The sequence below is a fragment of the Dyella sp. LX-66 genome (assembly GCF_018599165.1).
GTDB classification, from domain to species: domain Bacteria; phylum Pseudomonadota; class Gammaproteobacteria; order Xanthomonadales; family Rhodanobacteraceae; genus Dyella_D; species Dyella_D marensis.
The window spans coordinates 121,553-145,730 of the sequence record NZ_JAHFVJ010000008.1; the positions used below are offsets into that span (position 1 = coordinate 121,553).

A 24,178-nucleotide genomic window follows, 5' to 3' on the forward strand; every position below is an offset into this window, starting at 1 on the left:
GAACCGCGGCTACACACCGCCCAAGCTGGGGCGGCCGGCTAGCTTGGCTCCGGCGAACCGGGCCGGTCAACCTCCCCCCATAAAAAAACCGGCGCCCCGAGGGACGCCGGTTTTCTGTCTGCAATGAGCAGCCTTGCCTTGGAACGTCCGGCTTAGAACGTGTAGCGCAGGCTGAGCATGGCGGACCAACGCGAGGCCGGGTTGACCTTGGTCGCGCTGTTGTCGGTGGAGCTGTCGTAGATCGTCTTCTGGCCCGGCTGGTAGTTGCCGTTCACGTCGGTCGGCAGGGTGTAGATGTACTTGCCGGTGGCCTTGTCGACGCCCGCGAAGTTCGCCAGCGTGCGGGTGTAGGGGAAGCCGACGTAGTTCTGCTGGCCCCACTTGTCGTTCATCAGGTTCAGGACGTTGTAGATGTCCAGGCGGATCTCGCCCTTGTTGCCCTTGAAGATGCCCGGTACTTCCTGGCTGAAGCTCAGGTCGAGCTGGTTGACCCAGGCCGACTTGGCGGCGTTGCGGCCGGCGATCTTGCCCTGGTGGTCGCGCAGGTAGTCGTCGCTCTTGATGAACGCGTAGAACTGCTGCTCCAGCTTCGCGGCCTGGGCCGGGGTCGGCGCCGAGATGATCACCTGGCCCGGGTTCGGGATGAAGACCAGGTCGCTACGCGAGTAGGAGTCGCCATTGGCGTCGTTGCCGAACACCCAGCTGTACGGCACGCCCTTGTGGCCGTCGTAGAACAGGCTGACGGTGGTGGCGTAGTTGCCGAAGAAGTTGTGCGACCAGGCCACCGAAGCATTCACGCGCAGCGGCACGTTGGTGTTCGAGGTCGAGGCGACGTCTTCGTTCGGGTTGGTCCAGGCGCTGTTGCTGAAGTTCGAGGTGGCCTGGCTGGAGGTGCCCGGGTTCACTTCGGTGGCGTGCGAGCCGGTGACGCTCAGGCTGGCGGCCCAGCTGTCGGAGAACGGCTTGCTCAGCGACAGGGTCAGCGACTCGGCCTTGCCCTTGCTGGTGTTGGTCAGGTAGGTCACGCCCTGGGCGAAGCGGGCGTCGGAACGGATGCGCGAGTTGTTGACGATCGCGCCGCCGGTCACGGTGCCGTTCGGGTTGGTGCCGCAAGCTGCGCCGGTACCGCCGCCGACCGACTGCGCGCCGCCGATGCAGCCGTAGTACGTGAAGCGGCCGTCCGGCAGCATGCCCGACGGGGCGCCGATGTTGAGGTTCTGGTACAGGATGCCGTTACGCGTTTCCAGGCGCTGGTATTCCGCGGTGGCGATCACGCCCCACCACGGCAGCTCGCGGTCGATCGCCAGCGAAGCCTTCCACACGCTCGGCAGCTGGAAGTTCGGATCGATCGAGTCCACCGCCATCTGCGGGGTGACGCCGGCACCCGAGGTGTTCTGCTGCAGCGGGTTGGAGCTGAACGGCGGGCACGGCACGTTGTTGTTGTTGCCGAAGCGGCACAGGCCCGAGGTCTGGCGGTCGTACTGGTAGGTGACGATGTTGATACCGTTGTTCTGGTACGGGTTCGTCATCCACACGGTCGGCGGGCTGGACTGGAACAGGCCCACGCCGCCACGCAGCTGGGTCTTCAGCTCGGTGTCGAAGGTGTAGTTGAACGAGAAGCGCGGCTGCACCAGGGTGCTGCCATTGATGGTGCCGGCGTTGCTGAAACCGAAGCGCTGCTGGAACGTGGCGTTGTACAGCGGCTTGTCGTCGGTCATGTAGTGATTGACGCGGAAGCCGTACTGCACGGACAGGTTGTTGTTGACCTGCCAGGTGTCCTGCAGGAACACGTCGCGCTCGCGCAGTTCCCACTTCGCCGCGATGCCGTTGATGTCGTAGCCCGGCGCCGGCTGGTACAGGCTGTAGCTGGAGTACAGGCCCTGCTCGATCGCCGGGATGCTGTTGAAGGTGTACGCGCCGAACTCGGTACGGCCGAACAGGTTGTAGATGCGGTTGCGGCTGTAGTCGAGGCCGCCCTTCACGGTGTGGTCGCCCAGGTACAGCGTGCCGGCCCAGAACGCGCTCAGGTCCTTCACCTTGGCCGAGTTGTAGTGGCTGAACTGGTCTTCGCCCAGGTTCACCGTCGGCGCGGACGTGCTGGTAGTGTTGCTCGCGCGCACCGTGATCATCGGCTGCTGCGTGGACACCGTGCGGTGCAGGTAGAAGTCGCTGTAGGAGAGCTTGGTCTCCGACGAGAAGATGTCGCTCCAGTCATCGAAGAACTGCAGCGTGTAGTTCTTGTTGTCGGTGGCGACGTTGTACCAGTAGCTGCTCAGGCCGATCGAGTTGGTGGCGTTGCCCTGCGGATTCGGCTTGAATTCCTTGGTGCGCTGGTAAGCGAAGCTGGCACGGTGGTGGTCCGTGATGTTCCAGTCCAGCTTGGCCAGGTAGCGCTTGTCGTCCAGGGTGCCGGCGTCGGCGCCGAGGCTGCCCGGCACCAGGCCGAGACGGGTCGCGGCATTGGTGATGCGCGCCAGGTCGCTGGGCGAGATCTTGTTGGCGGTGGAGCCGCCGGTCAGCGTGCTGTCGAGGCCGTTGGCGGCGCCCGAGCTCAGGCCGGTGACCTTTTCCTTTTCGTAGCTGGCGAAGAAGAACAGCTTGTCCTTGATGATCGGACCGCCGAAGGTGACACCCGCCTTCCAGTTGGTGTCGAACTCGGTGTAGTCGCGGTTGGTCTTCAGCCAGCCGGCCTTGCCGACCATGTCGTCGGTGTTCTTGTAGGTGTAGTACACCGAGCCGTGGAAATCGTTGGTGCCGCTCTTGGTGACGGCATTGATTTCGGCGCCGACGGAGTCGGAGGTCACGTCATAGTTGGCGGTGGAGATCGAGTATTCCTCGATGGTGTCCATCGCGATCGGCGAACCGACGGTCGGCAGGCCGCTGCCGTTCAGGCCGAAGGGGTCGCCCACGCCGAGGCCGTCGACCTTGATGCTGTTGAGGCGGGCGTTCTGGCCGTTGGCCGAGATCGCGCCGGTGACGTGGTCCACGTTCACGCGCGGATCGAGGCGGGCGATGTCGGCGATGTTGCCGCTCGGCGCCGGGGTCATCTTGAGCTGGCGCTGCGACACGTTGGTCGACAGGCCCTTGTTCTCGGAAGTGAAGAGCTGCGAACCGGCCGTGGCGGAAACGGTCACGCCCTCCAGGTTCTTGGCGGCGATGGCGGCGCCGACGGTCAGGTTCACCGCGGTGTCCTGCGACAGCTGCAGGAAGACGTTGTCCTGCTCGGTGGTCTGGCCGTCCTTGGTCACCTTGACGTCGAACGGACCGCCCACGCGCAGGCCCGAGGAGGCGTAGCGGCCATTGGCGTCGGTGGTGACGGTCTTGGTGGTGCCCGACGGCTCGTGCACGATCTGCACGGTGGCGCCGGCAACCGGCTGGCCATTGCCATCGAGCACGCGGCCGCTGATGGAGGAGGACGTGTCCTGGGCGATCGCCGGCACCGACATGGCGAGCATCGACGCGATCGCAAACGGCAGGACCTTGGCACGAATTCGGCTATTCACTGTGATTGACCCCTTGGGCGCGCAACTTAAAAAAATCTGACGAGCGGAAACCAAAAATGCCGATGCCCGGCTCCAGCCAGGCAGTTGTTCCACGCAGATTGGTTTCCCCGGAATGTTTTGTAGCTGTCCGAAGCTTTGCTTGGTGCTGCTTTCTTGTGGCGAGACCGCCCCGCCTGCCAACAAAGTGTTAAACGGACTTTAACGGCATTCTATGACACTTATGTAACGGTTTCACGTCCTTTTTATCTCTGCACCACCCCATACCACTGTAGTGGAGCGCGACACAAGTGACGTGAAAACAGGTACTTGACAGCAGAGGTACAGCGACCACCGGCTTTCGTCCCCTGGGGTCCGGCCGGGCCACGGCACATGACGGACCAACGAAAGCTTAAGTCAGGCTAGCAGCCTGACTAGGGCTACGGCATAAGAACTTTCCCTAGGATTTACCCAGGTAACGCGCCCGCTTGGCGGGCTTCAAAGTGGCCAGGTCGAGCATGACCAGGCCGTCGACGCAGCCCGAGAAGCTCGGGTCTTCGCCGAAATCGAGGAACTGCACACCTTCCGGCTCCACCAGGTCCACGTACTGGCGGTACAGCACCGGCAAGCTGACGCCCAGCGCATCCAGATGGTGCTTGAGCTTGCCCAGGCCAGCGGCCGGATCCAGGCCTTCCAGCGCGGCGCGCACCAGGTCGATCACCGCCGGCGAAATCACGAACGGTTGGCGCGCGGCGGCCAGGCCGGTCACGCCGAAATAATGCTGGTGCGCCGCGGCGATCCACTCGCGCGCCTCGCGCGGCAGGCTCACCGACATGCTGACCGGGCCGAACAGATAGCGCAGGTCCGCGTGGCGCTGCAGGTAGAGGCCGATGCCCTGCCACAGCTGGTCCAGCGCGCGCGAACGCCAGTAGGCCGGCGCGATAAAGCTGCGGCCCAGCTCCAGGCCCTGCGACAGGCGCGATTCCAGCGCCGGCGAATAATTGAACAGGCTGGAGGTGTAGAGGCCCTTCATGCCGCGCTCGGCAATGATCTTGCCGCCGTGGCCGAAGCGGTACGAGCCGACGATGCGCAGCGCCTTCGGATCCCACAGCACGAGGTGCTCGTAATGCGGGTCGTAGACGTCCAGGTCGCGCCGCGCGCCGGTGCCCTCGCCGACCCGGCGGAAAGTGAGCTCGCGCAGGCGGCCGATCTCGCGCAGCGCCGCGCTGTCGGTGGCGCCCTGCAGCAGCAGCACCTGCTTGCCGTCGTTGAGGTCGGCGAGTTTTTCGGCGCGCGCGGCGAGATCCGCCACCACGCGCTCGGTGGGTTCCGGATGCGCGATCGGCGCCTGCCCGCCGAAGATCAGTCCGCGATGGCGGCCCACGCGGTACACGTGGCGGCGCATCAGCTTGGCGGCGCGCTGGGTCGAGCCTTCGCTGCGCTGTTCGAGCTCGTCCGCGCCCACCAGGGCGCCGACGCTGAAGCCGATGCGGCGCTTGATCGGCGCCACCGCTTCGCGCGGCAGCATCGCGGTGCTCAGCGGCTTGGCCAGCATGGACAGGCCGTAGAACATGGTGGAATTGCGCGCGGCCACGTGGATCGGCAGCACCGGCGTCTTGCTGCGGAAGGCCAGGCGCGCGAAGCCGTCGGACCAGCGCCCGTCGCGCACGCCGTCCGGGCGCATCCGCGACACTTCGCCGGCCGGGAACACGATCAGCGCTTCGCCGCGGTCCATCGCGCGGAAAATTTCGCGCATGCGCGAAGCCGCGCCCTTGCCGAACACGTCCACGTGCAGCATCAGGCGATTGAGCTGCGGAATCGAAGCCAGCCAGTCGTTGCCCAGGATCTTGACGTCACGGCGCACCGAACCGACCAGGTGCAGCAGGGTGATCGCATCGACCATGCCCAGCGGATGGTTGGCCACCACCAGCACGCCACCCTCGACCGGGATGTTCTCGCGCTCGCGCGGATTGACGTAGTAGTTCGCGCCCAGCACTTCCAGCGACTTCTCCACGAAGTCGAAACCCTCGGCTTCGCCGATGGCCGTGAGGACACGATTGAAACCGCCTTCATCGGCGAGGCGGCCCAGCAGCCCCGCCGCCGAACGCAGCAGACCAGGATGCTGAGCCAGCCATGGCAGACGTTCAGTGAGGGTCTGTTCGACGCTTAGCATGATCGTCTCCTTAACGACTTCGCCCATGCTCGCCGCGGATTATGACAGCAAGGTGATCCCGGAAGGGCAAGCCGTTCGGCACGGGTGTTTGTATCGAGGAAATCGTACCGAGCAAATCTGCCCGGATCGTTTCAAACGGCAAGATGCAAATACGCGGCCAGCCCGCCCAGGAACATCTGCACCGACAGCGCGATCAGCAGCATGCCCATCACCCGCTCCAGCGCGGTGAGCACGCTCTCGCCGAGCCAGCGGAACAGATACGTGGAGCACAGCAGGATCACCGCGGTCGCCAGCCAGGCGCCAAGCAGCGCGATCGCCCAGTCGGCGGTGCGGCCGGGCTGCGTATTGGTGAGCAGCAGCAGCGCCGCCATCGCCGACGGGCCGGCCACGCCGGGGATCGCCATCGGCACGATGAAGGGCTCGCCTTCGCCGGACTTGCCGAAGATGCCGCCGCCGTCCGCCGGCGGGAACACCATGCGGATGCCGATCAGGAACAGCACGATGCCGCCGGCGATGCTGATCGACTCCTGCCGCAGCTGCAGCAGCTTGAGCAGGTGCTGGCCGCCGACCAGGAAACCCAGCAGCACGCCCAGCGCGATCAGCAACTCGCGCACCATCACGCGGCGCCGGCGCTTGGGCGCCACATCCTTGAGCAGGCTGAGGAAGATCGGAATATTGCCCAGCGGATCCATGATCAGGAACAGCAGGATCGCCGCCGACAGCGTGGTCATCTGCGTTTCCATCTCAGCTCCCCTGTACCGCGCGCATGCGTTCAATCATGGCGCAGGTCGAGCATGCCGCCGCGCGCCGCCGCGCCCTGCGGGCTGAGCAAATAGACCGCCGCTTCCGCGGTGGCATCCGGCAGCGGCAGCTGGCTGGTGTCTTCGCCGAAATACGCCTGGCGGCGCAGCGCGGTGCGCATCGGCGCCGGCAGCAGCGCATGCGCGCGCAGCGAGGTGTGCTCGGTTTCCTGGTGCAGGATCTCGACGAAGCGCTCGGTCGCGGCCTTCGACACGCCGTACGCGCCCCAGTGCGCCTTGCGCACCAGTTCGGGGTTGTCGAGCAGGAACACCACGGCGCTGTCCGGCGCGGCGGTGAGCAGCGGCATGCAGGCCTGGGTCAGCGCGAACGGCGCGGACACATTCACGTGCAGCGCGCGCAACCATTCGTCCGGCTTATGCATGCCGATGGGCGTGAGGCCGTCGAAACTGGCGGCAGCATGGACGATGCCGTCGAGGCGGCCGAAGTCGCGTTCGAGGCCGTCGGCGACGGCCTGGTAATCGTTCGGCGTGGCGGCTTCGAGATCGAGCGGATGGATCACCGGCTCGGGCAGCTGCGCGGCCACCATCGCGTCGTAGAGCTGTTCGAGCTGGCGCTTGCGCCGGCCGGTGAGCAGCACGGTGGCGCCCGCGCGCGCCGCGGCATGCGCCACCGCGCTGCCCAGGCCGCCGTAGGCGCCGGTGACCAGGATCACGTAGTGCGCCAGCGAACCCGGCTGCACCGACCAGTCGGCGGGAAGACGAACACTGGCCAGCGTCATGCCTGCGACGCCCCGCTGACGTCGAGCACCATGCGCGCCAGTTCGCCGGAGGCCTTGAGGTCTTCGACGATGTCGCAGCCGCCGATCAGCTCGCCCTGGATGAACAGCTGCGGGAAGGTCGGCCAGTTGGCGTAGTGCGGCAGCGCGGCGCGCACTTCCGGATCGGCCAGCACGTTGACGGCGTGCACCTCGGCGCCCGCCTCTTTCAGCGCCTGCGCGGCGCGGCTGGAGAAGCCGCACATCGGGAACTGCGGCGTGCCCTTCATGAAAAGCACGATGGGGTGCTCGGCGAGCACAGCCTTGATTCGCTCGTTAACGTCCATAGCTCGGGGATTCATCACTACAATGCAGCGAGACCGGTAGTGTATCAGTCGCGCACCGGCCCGCCGTCCCGCGGCGCCCGCCCCGACTTTCCTCAGCCAACCGCCCAGGAGCCTCCCATGGCGTTCGAACTCCCCGCCCTGCCCTACGAAAAGAACGCGCTCGAGCCGCACATCTCCGCCGAGACGCTGGAGTACCACTACGGCAAGCACCACCAGGCCTATGTGACCAACCTCAACAACCTGATCAAGGGCACGGAGTTCGAGAACGCCTCGCTGGAAGACATCATCAAGAAGTCGTCCGGCGGCGTGTTCAACAATGCCGCCCAGGTGTGGAACCACACCTTCTACTGGAACAGCCTCAGCCCCAAGGGCGGCAACGAGCCCAGCGGCAAGCTGGCCGACGCCATCAACAAGGCCTTCGGTTCGTTCGAGAAGTTCAAGGAGGAGTTCTCCAAGTCGGCCGTCGGCAACTTCGGTTCCGGCTGGACCTGGCTGGTGCAGCGTCCGGATGGCTCGCTCGGCATCGTCAACACCTCCAACGCCGCCACGCCGATCACCGGCAGCGACAAGCCGCTGCTGACCTGCGACGTGTGGGAACACGCCTACTACGTGGACTACCGCAACGCCCGCCCGAAGTACGTGGAAGCGTTCTGGAACCTGGTGAACTGGGAGTTCGCGGCCAAGAACCTGGCCTGATCCCTCCAGGGCCTGCATAAAAAAACGGAGCCGGCGACGGCTCCGTTTTTTATGGTGCCGGCCGCGCGGCCGGTCAGCCCAGCACGCGCACCGCAGGTTCCGCCTGCGCGTCGCGCTCCAGCGCACCGGCCAGGTCGGCCAGCCGCTGCGCCATCGACTGCGCATCCGTCGCGCATACCGTCGCATGCCCCACCTTGCGGCCCGGGCGCGGCTGCTTGCCGTAGTCGTGCCAGTGGCCGTCGACCGCGCGCAGCACCGGCGCGGCGTCGGGCAGCTCGCCGATCCAGTTGAACATCGCCGACAGTCCGCGCGCCGAGGTATCGCCCAGCGGCAGGCCGAGCACGGCGCGCACGTGGTTCTCGAACTGGCTGGTGAGTGCGCCTTCGATGGTCCAGTGGCCGGAGTTGTGCACGCGCGGCGCCATCTCGTTGCCGAGCAGCTGGCCGTCCTTGACGAACAGTTCCAGCGCGAACACGCCCACGTATTCCAGCCGCTCGGCCAGCGTACGTGCCAGCGCGGTGGCGCGCTGCTGCAGGCCGTCGACGGCAGGCGCCGGGGCCAGGCTCAGCGACAGCACGCCGTCGGTGTGCCAGTTCTGCGTCAGCGGCCAGGTGCGGAAATCGCCGTCGCGGCCACGCACCGCCACCACCGAAAGCTCGCGCTCGAACGGCACGAAGGCTTCCAGGATCAAGCCGTGCGCGGCGGCCTGCGCGCCCAGCGCGGCCCAGGCGGCATCGGCGTCGGCTGTGCTGCGCAGGCGGAACTGGCCCTTGCCGTCGTAGCCCAGGCGGCGCGTCTTGAGGATGGCCGGCGCGCCGACCGTGGCCAGGGCGCGATCGAGGTCGGCGCGGGTGTCGACCGCCATGAAGGCGGGCGTGTCCAGGCCGCACTCGCGGAACAGGGTCTTCTCGGCCAGCCGGTCCTGCGCCACTGCCAGCGCGCGCGGGGCGGGAAACACCGCCACGCGCTCGGCCAGCCAGTGCGCGGTTTCGGCCGGCACGTTCTCGAAATCGAAGGTGACCACGTCGACCTGGCGGGCGAATGCCTCCAGCGCGGCGTAGTCGGTCCAGTCCGCCGCCAGCAGTGGCGCGACCTGGGCGGCGCAGGCGTCGGGCGCACTGTCCACCACCAGGGTCTTCACTCCCAGCGGCGCCGCCGCCAGGGCCAGCATGCGCGCCAGCTGGCCGCCGCCGAGGATGCCCAGCACGGGTTGGCGGCGCGCGCTCACTGACGAGGGTCCGGGTTGTCCAGCACGGTCTGCGTCTGGCGGGTGCGGAAGGCGTCCAGCGCCGCCGCCAGTTCCGCGTCGTGCAGCGCCAGCACGGACGCCGCGAGCAGGCCGGCATTGGTCGCGCCGGCGCGGCCGATGGCCAGGGTGCCGACCGGAATGCCGGCCGGCATCTGCGCGATGGAAAGCAGGGAATCCATGCCGTTCAAGGCCTTGGACTGCACCGGCACGCCGAGCACCGGCAGCCGCGTCTTGGCGGCCAGCATGCCCGGCAGGTGGGCGGCGCCGCCGGCGCCGGCGATGATCACCTGGATGCCGCGGCCGGGCGCCTCTTCGGCGTACTGGAACAGCAGGTCCGGCGTGCGGTGCGCGGAGACCACGCGCACCTCGTGCGGCACGCCCAGCTCGGTCAGCACGCTGGCCGCATGCTCCATGGTTTCCCAGTCGGAACGGGAGCCCATCACTACGCCCACCAGCGGCGCCTTGCCTGTCGAAGTCATGGTCCGGCCATCCAAAAGGGGCTATTGTACGGACCTTTCCGCGTCACCACACGACTCCTTCATGGACAAGCGCCTGCTCGACATCCTCTGCTGTCCGGTCAGCAAGACCCCGGTGCGGCCACTCGGCAAAAGCGAGCTGGACGCCCTCAACGCCGCCATCGCCCAGGGCCAGGTCGACAACGTGGCCGGCGCCCGGGTGGAGGCCTCCGTGCAGGAAGGCCTGATCACGGTCGACCGCAAGGTCATCTACCGCATCGACGAAGGCATCCCCGTGATGCTGCCCGAAGAGGGCATCGGCACCACCCAGCTGCGGGATTTCCCGGCGGCGGCCTGAGCTAGGCCGGATGGTGGGTTGCGGGACGGCGGCAATGTCCCCAGATGCGAACCTGAGCATGACATGACAGTGATCTTTCGCGTATCGTTTCCGGTCATGCGGTCGGCGTAGCCGCCTCGGAACGACGGCAGCACATCACACAGGGGTGTGGCGATGAACAACGCCAGTGAGCCATCGAACATCGTCAGTCTCAGTCAGCGCCTGGATCCTTCCAGCGAGCGCGGCGGTGCCCTGTTGAATACGGTCCGCGACATCGCCTCGCGCCGGCTGCAGCTGCTGGTCAACGGCATGTTCGAGCACGTCGACGACGCCCTGTTCGACCTGGCCGAGAAAGCCGAGAACAACGCCGCCCAGATGCACTACTTCGACGGCATGCGCGAAGTGCGCAAGCGCCGTCCCGCGGTGGAGCGCGCCTTCCTGGCCGCGGTCACCCGCGGCATTGCCGATTTCGCCACCCAGCAGCGCGCCAACGCCAACCCCGCCGCCGGCGTGCCGCTGCCGATCGGCAGCGTGGAACTGACCCTGGTCGCCGACAACGAGCTGGAAGAATCGCTCGCCATCACCAGCATGATCGGCAAGAACGAGACGCGCCTGACCCGCGACCTGTACGCGGTGAACCAGCGCCTGTCGGTCATCTACGGCGGCATCCGCGTCGAGGACGCGAACAACCCGGTCGCCCCGGCCTCGCTCACCCAGGCCTTCCGCCAGGCGATGCGCGAGCTGTCGGCGGAGATGCGCGTCAAGCTGATCATCTTCAAGCTGTTCGACCGCTACGTGCTGGCCGCGCTCGACGAGCTTTACCAGGAAATCAACACCGAGCTGGTGCGCGCCGGCGTGCTGCCGCAGCTGCGCCACGAAGTGCAGCGCAGCGGCGGTGCCGCGGCCCCTTCGGGCGTCGCCGCGGCCGCAGCCGCCCAGGGCGCCGCTCAGATCGGCGACGTGCCGCTGGCCGACGACGCCACCTCCACCGAATTGCTGCAGACCCTGCGCACGCTGTTCAGCGCCCGCCGCGGCGGCATGCCGGAGAACCTCCCGGTCGGCGGCCCGCTGCAGGTGCCCACGGTCAACGAACTGATCGGCGCGCTCAGCGTGCTGCAGAGCCAGGCCGCCACCGTCGGCAGCCCGCTGCCGCTGCGCGGCGGCACCTCCACCGCAGCGGTGATGCAGGAAGTCGCCCACCTCAAGGAACAGCTGCTCACCCAGATCGGCTCCTTGCGCGGCGAGCGTCCCGGCCAGGTCGCCACCATGGACGAGGACACCATCGACCTCGTCGGCATGTTGTTCGAGTTCATCCTCGAAGACCGCAACCTGCCCGCCGAGATGCAGGTGCTGCTGGCGCGCCTGCAGATTCCGTATCTGAAGGCCGCGATCCTCGACCGCCGCCTGTTCGCCCATCGCCAGCATCCGGCCCGCCGCCTGCTGGACAGCCTGGCCGACGTCGCCAAGGGCTGGTCGCCCGAGTCCGACCGCGACCACCGCCTGCACGACAAGGTCAAGACGATCGTCGACGCCCTGCTGCAGGAATTCGACGACGACCTGACCATCTTCGACCGGCTCAACCTCGACCTGCAGGATTTCCAGGACCAGAGCCGCCGCCGCTCCGAACTGGCCGAGCAGCGCGTGGCCGAGTCCACCCGCGGCCGCGAGAAACTGGAGCAGGCGCGCCGCCGCGCCGCCAAGGAAATCCTCACGCGCATCGGCGACCATTCGCTGCCGCCGCTGATCCACGGCATCCTGTCGCGCGCCTGGGCCAACTACATGGTGCTGACGATCCTGCGCCAGGGCGAGGAATCCTCGGAGTTCCGCGACTCGCTGCGCTTCGTCAACGATTTCATCGCCAGCACGCGCCCGGCGCGTTCGCTGGATGACCGCCGCATCCTGCGCCAGATGCTGCCCGGCATCGAGCGCTCGCTGCGCCGCGGCCTGGCCAACGTGGCCTTCCAGGAAAGCGACATCGAGCGCCTGCTGGCCCAGCTGCACACCTACTACCGCCACCAGCTCGGCGAGTCGATCCCGGCGGCCGAGGTGCAGGCGGTGGAGGAATCCGCGGCGCTGCCGATCCCGGACAACATCCAGCCGATCACCGAGACCGAAGCCGCGCTGCAGGTCGAGGAAAGCGTGCCCGAGGCGGAAGAAGACACGCCGGAACTGCGCATGGTGCACGAGCTGAAGCCGGGCATCTGGCTGGAGTTCGCCACCGAAGGCGACACCATCGAGCGCGCCAAGCTGTCCTGGGTCAGCCCGATGAGCGGCCGCTATCTGTTCGTCAACCGGCGCGGCCTGAAAGTGGCCGACTACGCGCCGTACGAACTGGCCCGCGAAATCATCGCCGGCCGCGCGCGCGTGCTCGAATCCACCGCGCTGTTCGATCGCGCGCTCGACGCCATCGTGGGCCGCCTGAGCCAACCGGCCACCGCGGCGCCCTGATAACATCGGGCTGATCACATCAGCCTGATGATATCGGCATGCCCTCATCCCCTTCGCTAGTCCCGCCGCCGGCCGAGCTCGTGCTGGCCGATATCGAACGCGCCTTTGCCGAAGACATCGGCAGCGGCGACGCCACCGCGCAACTGCTGCCCGCCGACGCGAACGCGAAGGCCACGCTGACCTGCCGCGAAGACGCGGTCATCGCCGGCACCGCATGGTTCGACGCCTGCTTCCGGCACCTCGACCCTTCCGTCCGCATCGACTGGCAAGCCAGCGACGGCACGCGCGTGGCGCCGGGTTCGGTGATCTGCCGGCTCGAAGGCAAGGCGCGCGCGCTGGTGAGCGCGGAGCGTTCGGCGCTCAACTTCCTGCAACTGCTTTCCGGCACGGCCACCGCCACAGCCACCTATGTGCAAGCAGTCGCCGGCACCCAGGTGCGCGTGCTGGATACGCGCAAGACCGTGCCCGGCCTGCGCATCGCGCAAAAATATGCGGTGCGCTGCGGCGGCGGCCATAACCATCGCGTGGGCCTGTACGACGCGATCCTGGTCAAGGAAAACCACATCATCGCCGCGGGCGGCATCGCCCAGGCGGTCGAAGCGGCGCGGCGGCTGCACCCGAAGCTGCTGCTCGAAGTGGAAGTGGAAAACCTGGACGAGCTGCAGCAGGCGATCGACGCCGGCGTCGACCGCATCATGATCGACAACTTCACCCCGCCGCTGATGCGCGAAGCCGTGGCCATTGCCGCCGGCCGCGTGCCGCTGGAGATCTCCGGCAACGTGGACCTCGCCACCATCCGCACCTACGCGGAAACCGGCGTGGATTTCATTTCGGTGGGCGCGCTGACCAAGCACGTGCGCGCCGTCGACCTGTCGCTGCGCCTGCAGCTCGACTGAGTCCCCAAGCGTGGCGCGCCAGGCGCCACGCTTTCCTGCCCAAGTGGACCTTGCAGGCGGCCCCGGCCGACCACACACTGCCGTGCATGGGCCGATTCGACGACATGTTCCTGCTGCTGCTCCTGGCGAGCATCATCGTGGCGTGGCTGAAACTCAGCCGCCTGCGCGAGATCGCCACGGCCGAAGCGCGCCGCCAGTGCGAGCGCCACGGGTTGCAGCTGCTGGACGAAACGGTGGGGCTGCGCAACGTCCGCCTGCGCAAGCTCAATGGCATGCGCGTGTTCGAACGCTGCTATGCGTTCGAAGTGAGCATCGACGGCGACGACCGCGAACCCGGCCGCCTGTGGATGGCGCTGGGCCGGCTGACCGGCCTGAGCCTGCCGACCATCGAAACGCGCATTCCCGAGCATGACGGCGACGCGCCGGAAACGAACAACGTCGTGCCCCTGCGTCCGCGCCTGGACGGCAGGAAGTCAGGGGATACCCGGCTGCATTGATCGAGCATGGCGGCGGTCGTCGCCGCCGCGGCTCACTTCAGCGGTTCATTTCACCACGCGCAGGAACGGCGCGCCCTTGCGGGGCTTGTCGCCGGTCTCCGGCGTATCCGGCGGCGGCGTGTCGTCCGACGGCGGTTCCGGCGGCGGCTGGTCGCCGCCTTCGTCGGCGGGAAACATCATGCCCTGCCCGTTCTCCTGCGCGTACAGCGCCAGCACGGCGTGCACGGGGATCAGGATGGAATGGCTCACGCCGGAGAAGCGCGCCTGAAAACTGATCCACTCGTTGCCGAGGTCCAGGTTGGCGACGGCGCGCATCGCCAGGTTCAGCACCACCTGCCCGTTCTTGACCACCTGCGGCGGCACGCGCACGCCTTCGCGCGCGGCGTCGACGAGGATGTACGGGGTGAGGTTGTTGTCGGTGATCCAATCGTAGATCGCCCGCAACAGGTACGGGCGATTGGAACTCATCGGTACATGTGGATCGTTACTGCTCATCGATCTTTACTGCTCTTCTTTGATCTTCAAGGCCGCATGGCCTTTTCGTCGGTGGTCATACTGCGCGCAAAGCCCTGGCTATGGAATAGGCGTTCGCCGTAGTCCAGGATCGGCTTGCCTTCGCGTCCCAGGTCCACGCCCAGCCAGGGCAAGCGCCACACCACCGGCGCCACCAGGCAGTCGGCCAGGCTCATTTCCGGGTTGAGGAAAAACTTGGATGCCTTGAACAGCGGCAGCGAAGCCAGCAGGTGTTCGCGCAACCGCTTGCGCGCGGCGTCGGCGGGACGGCCGCCGGCGCGGATGGTGTCCACTTCGGGCAGCCAGTCCAGCTCGATGCGCAGCGAAGCCAGGCGCAGGCGCGCACGCGACAGCGGATCGATCGGCATCAAGGGCGGATGGGGATAGCGCTCGTCCAGGTACTCGCAGATGACCGAGGTGCCGTAGAGCGTGAGGTCGCGATCGACCAGGGTGGGCGTGGAAGCGTAGGGGTTGAGGTCGAGCAGATCCTCCGGCGGCTTGCTGGGATCGACGATCACTCTTTCGTAGCTGACGCCCTTGGCCGCGAGCACCAGGCGGGTGCGGTGGCACTGGATGTCATCCGCGGTCGAGTACAAGGCCAGTACGGATCGCGAACGTGCGCTTTGAACCATGCGCGGTCTCCCCATCGACTAAGCGCATGCGGCGGCCTAGGCCGCCGCATGCTGGGCCAAGGAGCGACGTCTCAGTGGACGTCCTTCCAATATTCCTTCTTCAGCGCATACGCCAGCAGGGTGAACCCGGCCAGGAACAGCAGCACCCAGATGCCGTAGTGCTGGCGCTGCAGGGCCGCCGGCTCCGCGGCGTATTCCAGGAAGGTGGTGAGGTCGCGCGTGGCCTGCTGGTACTCGGCCGGGCTCAGCTTGCCCGGGCGCGAGAGCTCCAGCTTCTCGACCGCGTCCTCGCCGTCGACCTTGTGCATCACCGCGGTCTGCAGGCCCTGCAGTTCCCACAGCGGATTGGGCATGGAGGCGTTCGGGAACACCGTGTTGTTCCAGCCCACCGGACGGCTCGGGTCCAGGTAGAAGGAGTTGAGGTAGCCGTACACCCAGTCGGCGCCCTTGGCGCGCACTTCCAGCGAGAGATCCGGCGGCGCCTTGCCGAAGAAGGTGGCGGCGGAATCCTCGGGCATGTGCGAGATCACCGGATCGCCGAACTTCGCGCCGGTCATGTTGAGGTTGCCCATCACGTCCTGCTCGCTCAGGCCCAGGTCCTGGGCGATGCGCGAGTAGCGCACGAACTTCAGCGAGTGGCAGCCGACGCAGTAGTTGAAGAACAGCTTGGCGCCGCGCTGCAGCGCCGCCTGGTCGTGCACATTGGTGCCGGCCGAGGGCAGGCCGCCCTCTTCCGACGCCATGGCCGAGGTGGTGCTGCCCAGCAGGAGGCCGGCGGCAAGGGCGATCGACGAGAGTGTGCGCATCATCAGGGATTGCCGCTTAGTCATGGTCATACACCACCCGCTCCGGGACCGGCTTGGTCTTCTCGCGGCCGCCGCGTGTATAGACCCACATGAACACGAAGAAGCCGAAGTAGACGATGGTCCACAGGCGGCCGAACGAGTTCTCCCAGAACGTCACGTCGACATTGCCGAACCAGGCCGGGATCAGCTCGGCCACCACGCCCGCGCCCACCGCGCCCAGCGCGATGAAGGACAGCACGAACAGGCCCAGCGCCACCTTGAAGCCGGTGCCGCGGTAGCGGATCGAGCGCACCTTGCCGGCATCGATCCACGGCAGCAGGAACAGCAGCACGATCGCGCCGAACATGCCCAGCACACCCCAGATGGCGGTGCTGAACAGCGACGGGATCATGCGCAGGATCGCGTAGAAGGGCGTGAAGTACCACACCGGCTTGATGTGGGTCGGCGTCACCAGGTTGTTCGCCGGCACGAAGTTGTCGTGCTCGAGGAACCAGCCGCCGAAGGTCGGCGCGAAGAAGATGATGAAGGCCGCGATGATCAGGAAGAAGCCCACGCCGACCAGGTCCTTCACCGTGTAGTACGGATGGAAGGGAATGGCGTCGGCCGGCTTGTTGGCGTCCCAGCGATTGCCCTTCGGGCCGTGCTTGACGTCGACGCCGTCCGGGTTGTTCGAGCCCACCTCGTGCAGCGCGGCCAGGTGCAGCACCACCAAAAGCAGCAGCACCAGCGGCAGCGCGATCACGTGCAGCGCGAAGAAGCGGTTGAGCGTGGCGTCGGCCGGCAGGTAGTCGCCCATGATCCACTCCACCAGGGAGTTGCCGACCACGGGGATGGTGCCGAACAGCGAGATGATCACCTTGGCGCCCCAGAACGACATGTTGCCCCACGGCAGCACGTAGCCCATGAAGGCCTCGGCCATCAGCACCAGGAAGATCAGCATGCCCAGCAGCCACACCAGCTCGCGCGGCTTCTGGTACGAGCCGTACATCAGGCCGCGGAACATGTGCAGGAACACCACCACGAAGAACAGCGAGGCGCCGGTGGAGTGCATGTAGCGGATCAGCCAGCCCCATTCCACGTCGCGCATGATGTACTCGACCGAGGCGAAGGCTTCCGCCGCGCTGGTCTTGTAGTTCATGGTGAGGAAGATGCCGGTGACGATCTGGTTGACCAGCACCAGCAGGGCGAGCGAACCGAAGTAGTACCAAAGATTGAAATTCTTCGGCGCGTAGTACTCGGTCATGTGCTTGCGATAGGTCGGCGCCAGATTCGGCGCGCGCTCATTGACCCAATCGCCGATGCGCGAGAACACAGTAGCCATCAGCCGGCCTCCTTCGGGTCCACGCCGATCTGGATGTGCGTGTCATCCACGAAGTGGTACGGGGGAATCAGCATGTTCTTCGGCGCCGGCACGCCCGCGTAGACGCGGCCGGCCAGGTCGTAGCGCGACTTGTGGCAGGGGCAGTAGAAGCCGCCCTTCCACTCCGGATCGAACGGCTCGGGCTTCATCACAGGGACGAAGTCGGGCACGCAGCCGAGGTGGGTGCACAGCGCCACCATCACCAGCCACTCGGGCTTGATCGAGCGGGTGCCGTTCTGCGCGTACTTGGGCTGCTGCTCGGCCGAGCTGCCGTCGGACTTGGCGTCCACCAGGCGGCCGTCCTGCTTGGGCAGGGCGTCCAGCTGCTCCTTGGTGCGATTGACCACGAAGACCGGAAGGCCGCGCCACGGATAAGTGACCTTCTGGCCCGCCTCGATCTTGCTGATGTCGACCGTGACCGGGGCACCGGCTGATTTGGCGCGAGCGCTCGGTTCCCACGACTTGATGAAGGGCACGGCTGCCGCGATGACTCCTACACCACCAACCACAGCCGTGGTCGCAGTGAGGAACCGTCGGCGGCCATGATCGACGACTTCGTTCGCCATCAGGCTCTCCGGTACTTATGCCATTGAGGTGCGACTTTGGGGGTCGCAAAAATCGCGTTAGTGTAGCGTCAGCCCCTGCCACGTACAATAAAACCGGACTGGCGTCGGCGTCGATCCGGGCGCGCTTTCCGTCCCCTCCTCCCGTCCACCGTCCAGCGTTTCGCCAAGGCCCTCCTCCCGCATGAAACAAGCCGTCGGCACGCTAGCCTTCATCGCCCGATTCGTCGTCCTGGGGCTGGCGGTCGCCTTCGTCATCGGCCTGGTGTGGCCCGGCGTGGGCGACCGGCTGCGCGCCGGCGTGGGCCTGCACAGCGCGCAGGCGCCGAGTTCCGGCGCGTCAGCCCCGACCATTCGCGGGCGTTCGCGCGGACCGGTCTCCTATGCCGACGCCGTGGCCAGGGCCGCGCCCTCGGTGGTCAATATCTACGCAAACAAGATGGTCACCGAGCAGGGCGTGCAGATGTACTCCGACCCGGTGCTGCAGCGCCTGTTCGGCGGCCGCCCCGCCATCTACAAGCGGCGCGAGCAGAGCCTGGGCTCGGGCGTGATCGTCAGCGGCCAGGGCTACGTGCTCACCAACAACCATGTGATCGCCAAGGCCGACGACATCCAGGTGCTGCTCTACGACGGCCGCGTGGCCAAGGCCCAGCTGGTCGGCGCGGACACGGAGACCGACCTTGCCGTGCTGAAGATCGACGTATCGAACCCGCCGGTGATCCCCTTCGCCGACGAGCACCCCGCGCGCACCGGCGACGTGGTGCTGGCCATCGGCAATCCGCTCGGCCTCAACCAGACCGTGACCATGGGCATCATCAGCGCGATCGGCCGCCAGCTGAGCAGCTCCAGTCCGGAAGACTTCATCCAGACCGACGCGGCGATCAACCTCGGCAACTCCGGCGGCGCGCTGGTCAATACCGACGGCGAGCTGGTCGGCATCAATACGCTGCTGATCGGCAAGGCCGCCAATGCCGAAGGCATCAGCTTCGCCATCCCCGCCAGCAGCGCGCGCAAGGTGCTGGAGCAGATCATCGACACCGGCCACGTGGTGCGCGGCTGGCTCGGCGCCGACTACAGCTTCGTGCCGGTGGCCGCCGACAGCGGCCTGCCCGCGGCGGCGCGCGGCGCGCAGGTCAGCGACGTCTATCCCGGCGGCCCCGCCGCGCAGGCCGGCATCCAGCCGCACGACATCCTGCTGCGCATCGGCAAGGACGACATCGTCGACCCGGCCGACCTGCGCCGGCGCGAAGCCGCGCTGCCGCCGGGCAGCAAGGTGGAGGTTTCCGGATTGCGCAACGGCACGCCGTTCCATACCGAAGTGACGCCGGCGCAGCGGCCGCCGCTGACGGCCACCGCCTCACTCGACAGCTGAGCGCTCAGCCGCGTCCCGGCCCCGTGGCCTGCGCCGAGGCCACCGGCGGACGCACCACCGCGCCGTAGCGCTTGCGCAAGGTGCCCACGCGTTCCACGTAGACCTGCGTTTCCGAGTACGGCGGCACGCCGCTGTAGCGCTGCACCGCGCCGGGTCCGGCGTTGTACGCGGCGGCGGCGAGGCGTTCGTCGCCATTGAAGTTCTTCAGCAGCAGAGAGAGATAGCGCGCGCCGCCGCGGATGTTCTGGTCCGCATCGAAGGCATCGCGCACGCCCATGTCGCTGGCCGTGGCCGGCATCAGCTGCATCAGGCCCTGTGCACCCTTGAGCGACAGCGCGCGCGGGTTGTAGGCGCTTTCGGCGTGGATGATCGCGCGCAGGAAGGCCTCGTCCAGACCGAACTCGCTGCTGGCCAGGCGGATGGTGTCCGCATAGGCGGTGAGGTTGAGCTCCACGCTGTTCCAGCGGATCGGCGAGTGCAGGTTGCAGGCCACGCAGGTGGAGATATAGGTGAACAGCATGGTGACGGCATGCGTGCCAGGACCGGCCGGCTTCATATTGGTGTATTCGACGGTGCCATCCGGGCGCGTCACGCGGTACACCGCGCCGCGCAGCACGCGGTCGCCTTCGGGAGCCGCCGGCGCGGCCGCGGCCACCGTGTCGCCGGAAGTCTTCGATTCGCTGTACGTCCACTGCCCCGGCTTGCCCGTGGCCGCCGCGGACGGCGGCGGCAGCGCATGGCCCGAGGTGGCCACGTCGCCATGCACGCCGACCAGGGAGGGATCGGGCACGACCTTCGCCGAGGTCTGCACCGCGCCCTGCACCCAGGCCAGCGAACTCACCGGAGGGGCGGGCGTCACCGGCTTGGGCGCGGCGGCCTTCGGCCTGGCCGCGCGCGGCGCGACGTCGGCCACGGTGGCGATCTTCTGGCAGCCCTGGTAGCCCTGGACGCTGTTGCTGTAGACGGTCTCGCCCGACGAACCGGTGCACCGGTACAGCGAACTCGCCTGCACCGGCCCCAGCCACAGCAGCCCGCCCAGCAGCGCGCACGCGGCCGCGGCCCGGCTCAAGGCCGGGGCCATACGGAAAGCCCGCGAAGACGAGCCGAAGCTTTCCCCTTGTCGCTCGGCGTCAGACATGGCGCGCAGTGTGCCCCCGGGCAGAACCCAAGCCAAGCGCCGGCTCGCCGTTTCGTGCGCCGCGCCAAACTCCCCGCGCTGGCGGCCCGAGGGATTCACGCAAGTCCCTGATCGCACTGGCCCTTCGCTGGCATGCCCGGAGGCGGGCGCGTAAACTGCACGGTTCGGCGCCCAGCGCCCCTCCTTACACCGGTACCAGCGCCATGAGCGGCAAGCTTTTCATCAAGACCCACGGCTGCCAGATGAACGAGTACGACTCGGCCAAGATGGCCGACGTGCTCAAGGCATCGCATGGCCTGGAGCTGACCCAGGACGAGTCCGAAGCCGACGTCATCCTGGTCAACACCTGCTCGATCCGCGAGAAGGCTCAGGAAAAGGTCTTCAGCCAGCTGGGCCGCTGGAAGGCGCACAAGCAGGGCGGCAAGCCCGTGCTGATCGGCGTGGGCGGCTGCGTCGCCTCGCAGGAAGGCGAGGCCATCATCAAGCGCGCACCGTTCGTGGACCTGGTGTTCGGCCCGCAGACCCTGCACCGCCTGCCCGAGCTGATCGAGGCCAAGCGCGCCACCGGCAAGCCGCAGGTGGACATCAGCTTCCCCGAGATCGAGAAGTTCGACCGCCTGCCGGAACCGCGCGCCGAGGGCCCCACCGCCTTCGTCTCGATCATGGAAGGCTGCTCCAAGTACTGCTCCTACTGCGTGGTGCCCTACACCCGCGGCGAGGAGATCAGCCGCCCGTTCGACGACGTGGTGGTCGAAGTGGCTCAGCTCGCCGCGCAGGGCGTGCGCGAAGTGAACCTGCTGGGCCAGAACGTCAATGCCTACCGCGGTGCCACCCACGACGGCGGCAGCGCGGATCTCGCCGTGCTGATCCACGCCATCGCGCAGATCGAAGGCATCGGCCGCATCCGCTTCACCACCTCGCATCCGCTGGAGTTCTCCGACTCGCTGGTCGAGGCCTACGCCAACGTGCCGCAGCTGGCCAACTACCTGCACTTGCCGGTGCAAGCCGGCTCCGACCGCATCCTGGCCGCGATGAAGCGCGGCTACACCGCGCTGGAGTTCAAGCAGAAGATCCGCAAGCTGCGCGCGGTGCGCCCGGATATCTGCATCTCCTCGGACTTCATCGTCGGCTTCCCCGGCGAGACCGACGAGGATTTCGACAAGACCATGAAGCTGATCGAAGACATTGGCTTCGACCAGAGCTTCTCCTTCATCTTCTCCTCGCGCCCCGGCACGCCGGCCGCCAACCTGGCCGACGACACGCCGATGGCGGTCAAGCACCAGCGCCTGGAGCGCCTGCAGGCGGCGATCAACGCCAATGCGCGGCAGATCAACCAGGCCATGGTCGGCAGCGTGCAGCGCGTGCTGGTGGAAAAGCCCAGCAAGAAGGACCCGAACGAATTCACCGGCCGCACCGAGAACATGCGCTTCGTGAACTTCCCGGGCCACGCGCGCATGATCGGCCAGTTCATCGATGTGGTGATCACCGAGGCGATGGCCAATTCGCTGCGCGGCCGCGTCCACACCGCATGACGTAGGTTGGGGTGAGCCGCAGGCGAACCCCAACATCGCGACATTCGCACGCATCGCACCGTTGGGGTTCGCCTGCGGCTCACCCCAACCTACCCTTCAATCCAGCCGCTTGCGGAACCGCAGAATCGCCGCCGCCATCATCACGGCGGTGAACGCCACCAGCGCCGCCACCTCGCGCCACAGCTCCCACAGCCCCGCGCCGCGCAGCATGATGCCGCGGATCAGCCGCAGGAAATGCGTCAGCGGCAGGATCTCCGCCAGCCACTGCGCCACCTGCGGCATGCCGGCGAACGGGAACATGAAGCCCGACAGCAGGATCGACGGCAGGAACACGAAGAAGGTCATCTGCATCGCCTGGAACTGCGATTGCGCACGGGTGGAGATCAGCAGGCCCATGGTGAGGTTAGCCAGGATCAGCAGGCCCGCGGCGAGATAGACGTCCAGCAGGCTGCCGTGGATCGGCACGGTGAACAGCCAGCGCCCCAAGGCCAGGATCACCGTGACCTGCAGCAGGCCGATGCCGATATACGGCAGCACCTTGCCCACCATCAGCTCGGCGCTGGTCAGCGGCGTGGCGATCAGCAATTCCATATTGCCGCGCTCGCGTTCGCGCACGATCGCGATGCCGGTGAACAGCACCATGGTCATGGTCAGGATCACCCCGATCAGCCCCGGCACGATGTTCACCGCCGAGCGCCGCTGCGGATTATAGAAACTGACGATGCTGATCGGCCCCGCCGCCGGCGTGCTGACCAGCGGCGCGCGCGTATCGGGCGCGGCGCTGTCCACCGGCACCTGGGCCAGCTGCGCCGCGGCGCTCTGCACCACGTTGTCGCTGCCGTCGACCATGATCTGCGCCACCTGCCGGCCGTCGTAGCGGCGCCGTTCGAAATCCGGCGGCAGCACCAGGCCGATGCCGATCTCGCCACGGCGCAGCATCGCCACCAGTTCTTCGGGCGTATCGGCATGCGCCACCGGCGAGATCACGCCGGTGGCCAGCATGTCCATCACCAGCGCGCGCGAACCGGCGCTGTTCGCCTGGTCGACGATGCCGGCATCGAGGCCGCGCAGATTGGTATTGATCGCATAGCCGAACAGCACCAGCTGGATCACCGGAATGCCGACGATCATGGCCAGCGTGATGCGGTCGCGGCTCATCTGCCGCAGCTCTTTCAGCACGATCGCCCATAGCCGCCGCCAGCTCATGCGGCGCGCTCCTGGCGCGGGTGCTGCTGGCGCGTCACTGCGACGAACACGTCTTCGAGATTGGGCTTGACCGCTTCGATGCGCGCCTGCGGATCGCGTTCGGCCAGCACCTGCTTCAGGCGCGCCAGCGCTTCGTCGCCATCGGCCAGGCCTTCGCGCACGATCACGCGCAGCTCGTTGCCCACCTGGGCCACGCCGAGCACGTCCTTCGCTTCCGCCAGCGGCTGCTGCGCACGCCGCGGCTGCGCGCTGGCGACGACGAAGGTGCGGCCTTCCAGCCGGTCCGTCAGCTCGGCCGGCGTGCCGTCGGCCACCAGCACGCCGCGGTCGAGCACGGCCAGGCGATGACAGCGCTCGGCTTCGTCCATCAGGTGGGTGGAGACCAGCATGGTGGTGCCGGCGTCGGTGAGCTCGAATAGTTTTTCCCAGAAATCGCGGCGCGATTCCGGATCCACCGCGCTGGTCGGTTCGTCGAGAAACAGCAGCTCCGGGTCGTGGATCACCGCGCAGGCCAGCGCCAGGCGCTGTTTCTGGCCGCCGCTCATGGTGCCGGCCAGCTGCTTCTGGCGGTCGCCGAAGTGGTACTGCTCGATCAGCTCGTCGATGCGCCTGGCCGTGCGCGCCTTCGGCACGCCCTGCACCGCCGCCATGAATTCCAGGTTCTCGCGCACGCCCAGGTCGTCGAACAGCGAGAACTTCTGCGTCATGTAGCCGATGCGCTTGCGCAGCGCTTCCGCTTCGCGCGGCACGCTCAAGCCGAGCACGTCGATCTCGCCGTCGCTGGGCGTAAGCAGGCCGCACAGCATGCGGATGGTGGTGGACTTGCCGGAACCGTTCGGGCCGAGGAAGCCGTAGACGTGGCGCGCGGGCACTTCGAGATCGACATGATCGACCGCAGTGAAATCGCCGAAGCGCTTGGTGAGGCCGCGCGCACGGATGGCAACTTCGCCGTTGCCGTTCTGC

General features: G+C 67.2%; 22 protein-coding genes. 7 read left to right on the forward strand and 15 right to left on the reverse strand.

What is annotated here, in order from left to right; all coding sequences use genetic code 11:
• Positions 1-152: 152 nt before the first annotated feature.
• The 5 genes from KK141_RS16400 to grxD form a co-directional block, all read right to left on the reverse strand.
• Positions 153-3,503 carry a carboxypeptidase regulatory-like domain-containing protein gene (locus KK141_RS16400; RefSeq protein WP_214572211.1) on the reverse strand — a complete coding sequence of 1,117 codons (3,351 nt, stop codon included), beginning with the start codon at positions 3,501-3,503 and terminating at the stop codon, positions 153-155.
• 436 nt (positions 3,504-3,939) lie between these two features.
• Positions 3,940-5,652 carry a lysophospholipid acyltransferase family protein gene (locus KK141_RS16405; RefSeq protein ID WP_214572212.1) on the reverse strand — a complete coding sequence of 571 codons (1,713 nt, stop codon included), beginning with the start codon at positions 5,650-5,652 and terminating at the stop codon, positions 3,940-3,942.
• Between the two features lie 131 nt (positions 5,653-5,783).
• Positions 5,784-6,383 carry a YhgN family NAAT transporter gene (locus KK141_RS16410; protein ID WP_214572260.1) on the reverse strand — a complete coding sequence of 200 codons (600 nt, stop codon included), beginning with the start codon at positions 6,381-6,383 and terminating at the stop codon, positions 5,784-5,786.
• Between the two features lie 41 nt (positions 6,384-6,424).
• Positions 6,425-7,192: an SDR family NAD(P)-dependent oxidoreductase gene (locus KK141_RS16415; protein ID WP_214572213.1), complete on the reverse strand. Its 768-nt coding sequence runs from the start codon at positions 7,190-7,192 to the stop codon at positions 6,425-6,427.
• The gene (gene grxD / locus KK141_RS16420) at positions 7,189-7,515 is read right to left on the reverse strand and encodes a Grx4 family monothiol glutaredoxin (protein ID WP_026633449.1); all 327 of its coding nucleotides are present in this window, start codon (positions 7,513-7,515) and stop codon (positions 7,189-7,191) included. Before grxD ends, KK141_RS16415 begins: the two co-directional genes overlap by 4 nt.
• A gap of 117 nt (positions 7,516-7,632) precedes the next feature.
• Here grxD and sodB point away from each other — a divergent pair, with 117 nt between their 5' ends.
• Positions 7,633-8,211 carry a superoxide dismutase [Fe] gene (gene sodB, locus KK141_RS16425; RefSeq protein WP_214572214.1) on the forward strand — a complete coding sequence of 193 codons (579 nt, stop codon included), beginning with the start codon at positions 7,633-7,635 and terminating at the stop codon, positions 8,209-8,211.
• A gap of 73 nt (positions 8,212-8,284) precedes the next feature.
• Here the strand turns inward: sodB and KK141_RS16430 are convergent, their stop codons facing one another.
• Positions 8,285-9,439, reverse strand: coding sequence for a 5-(carboxyamino)imidazole ribonucleotide synthase (locus KK141_RS16430; RefSeq protein ID WP_214572215.1), 1,155 nt, complete (start codon positions 9,437-9,439; stop codon positions 8,285-8,287).
• Positions 9,436-9,939, reverse strand: coding sequence for a 5-(carboxyamino)imidazole ribonucleotide mutase (gene purE, locus KK141_RS16435; RefSeq protein ID WP_214572216.1), 504 nt, complete (start codon positions 9,937-9,939; stop codon positions 9,436-9,438). Before purE ends, KK141_RS16430 begins: the two co-directional genes overlap by 4 nt.
• A gap of 61 nt (positions 9,940-10,000) precedes the next feature.
• Here purE and KK141_RS16440 point away from each other — a divergent pair, with 61 nt between their 5' ends.
• The 4 genes from KK141_RS16440 (at position 10,001) to KK141_RS16455 (ending at position 14,093) form a co-directional block, all read left to right on the forward strand.
• Complete coding sequence (locus KK141_RS16440) at positions 10,001-10,273, forward strand: Trm112 family protein (protein WP_214572217.1); 273 nt, start codon at positions 10,001-10,003, stop codon at positions 10,271-10,273.
• A 153-nt stretch (positions 10,274-10,426) separates the two neighbouring features.
• A complete protein-coding gene (locus KK141_RS16445; RefSeq protein WP_214572218.1) occupies positions 10,427-12,700 on the forward strand; it encodes a DUF1631 domain-containing protein in 2,274 nt (757 codons plus the stop codon).
• Positions 12,701-12,738: 38 nt separating this feature from the next.
• On the forward strand, positions 12,739-13,596 hold the full coding sequence (nadC, locus tag KK141_RS16450) for a carboxylating nicotinate-nucleotide diphosphorylase (RefSeq protein WP_214572219.1): 858 nt from the start codon (positions 12,739-12,741) through the stop codon (positions 13,594-13,596).
• Positions 13,597-13,682: 86 nt separating this feature from the next.
• Positions 13,683-14,093 (forward strand): DUF3301 domain-containing protein, encoded by a 411-nt coding sequence (locus KK141_RS16455; RefSeq protein ID WP_214572220.1) that lies wholly within the window; start codon positions 13,683-13,685, stop codon positions 14,091-14,093.
• A 45-nt stretch (positions 14,094-14,138) separates the two neighbouring features.
• Here the strand turns inward: KK141_RS16455 and KK141_RS16460 are convergent, their stop codons facing one another.
• The 5 genes from KK141_RS16460 to petA form a co-directional block, all read right to left on the reverse strand.
• Positions 14,139-14,561 carry a ClpXP protease specificity-enhancing factor gene (locus KK141_RS16460; RefSeq protein WP_214572221.1) on the reverse strand — a complete coding sequence of 141 codons (423 nt, stop codon included), beginning with the start codon at positions 14,559-14,561 and terminating at the stop codon, positions 14,139-14,141.
• A 53-nt stretch (positions 14,562-14,614) separates the two neighbouring features.
• Positions 14,615-15,238: a glutathione S-transferase N-terminal domain-containing protein gene (locus tag KK141_RS16465; protein ID WP_214572222.1), complete on the reverse strand. Its 624-nt coding sequence runs from the start codon at positions 15,236-15,238 to the stop codon at positions 14,615-14,617.
• Between the two features lie 71 nt (positions 15,239-15,309).
• Positions 15,310-16,047: a cytochrome c1 gene (locus KK141_RS16470; RefSeq protein ID WP_214572261.1), complete on the reverse strand. Its 738-nt coding sequence runs from the start codon at positions 16,045-16,047 to the stop codon at positions 15,310-15,312.
• A gap of 13 nt (positions 16,048-16,060) precedes the next feature.
• Positions 16,061-17,365 carry a cytochrome bc complex cytochrome b subunit gene (locus KK141_RS16475; protein WP_214572223.1) on the reverse strand — a complete coding sequence of 435 codons (1,305 nt, stop codon included), beginning with the start codon at positions 17,363-17,365 and terminating at the stop codon, positions 16,061-16,063.
• Positions 17,365-17,970: a ubiquinol-cytochrome c reductase iron-sulfur subunit gene (gene petA, locus KK141_RS16480; protein ID WP_167252221.1), complete on the reverse strand. Its 606-nt coding sequence runs from the start codon at positions 17,968-17,970 to the stop codon at positions 17,365-17,367. The genes KK141_RS16475 and petA overlap by 1 nt, the downstream gene beginning before the upstream one ends.
• Positions 17,971-18,151: 181 nt before the next feature.
• Here petA and KK141_RS16485 point away from each other — a divergent pair, with 181 nt between their 5' ends.
• On the forward strand, positions 18,152-19,339 hold the full coding sequence (locus KK141_RS16485) for a trypsin-like peptidase domain-containing protein (protein WP_214572224.1): 1,188 nt from the start codon (positions 18,152-18,154) through the stop codon (positions 19,337-19,339).
• A gap of 4 nt (positions 19,340-19,343) precedes the next feature.
• On the opposite strand, the gene KK141_RS16490 is transcribed toward KK141_RS16485, so the two are convergent.
• Entirely contained in the window at positions 19,344-20,408 is a 1,065-nt protein-coding gene (locus KK141_RS16490) for a lytic transglycosylase domain-containing protein (RefSeq protein ID WP_250901815.1), read from the reverse strand.
• A 272-nt stretch (positions 20,409-20,680) separates the two neighbouring features.
• Between KK141_RS16490 and miaB the strand changes: the two genes are divergently transcribed.
• Positions 20,681-22,009, forward strand: a complete 1,329-nt coding sequence (miaB, locus tag KK141_RS16495) for a tRNA (N6-isopentenyl adenosine(37)-C2)-methylthiotransferase MiaB (protein WP_214572226.1) — start codon at positions 20,681-20,683, stop codon at positions 22,007-22,009.
• 96 nt (positions 22,010-22,105) lie between these two features.
• Here miaB and KK141_RS16500 read toward each other — a convergent pair whose 3' ends face one another.
• The gene (locus tag KK141_RS16500) at positions 22,106-23,215 is read right to left on the reverse strand and encodes an ABC transporter permease (RefSeq protein WP_214587350.1); all 1,110 of its coding nucleotides are present in this window, start codon (positions 23,213-23,215) and stop codon (positions 22,106-22,108) included.
• Positions 23,212-24,153: an ABC transporter ATP-binding protein gene (locus tag KK141_RS16505; RefSeq protein ID WP_214572262.1), complete on the reverse strand. Its 942-nt coding sequence runs from the start codon at positions 24,151-24,153 to the stop codon at positions 23,212-23,214. Before KK141_RS16505 ends, KK141_RS16500 begins: the two co-directional genes overlap by 4 nt.
• Between the last annotated feature and the right edge of the window lie 25 nt (positions 24,154-24,178).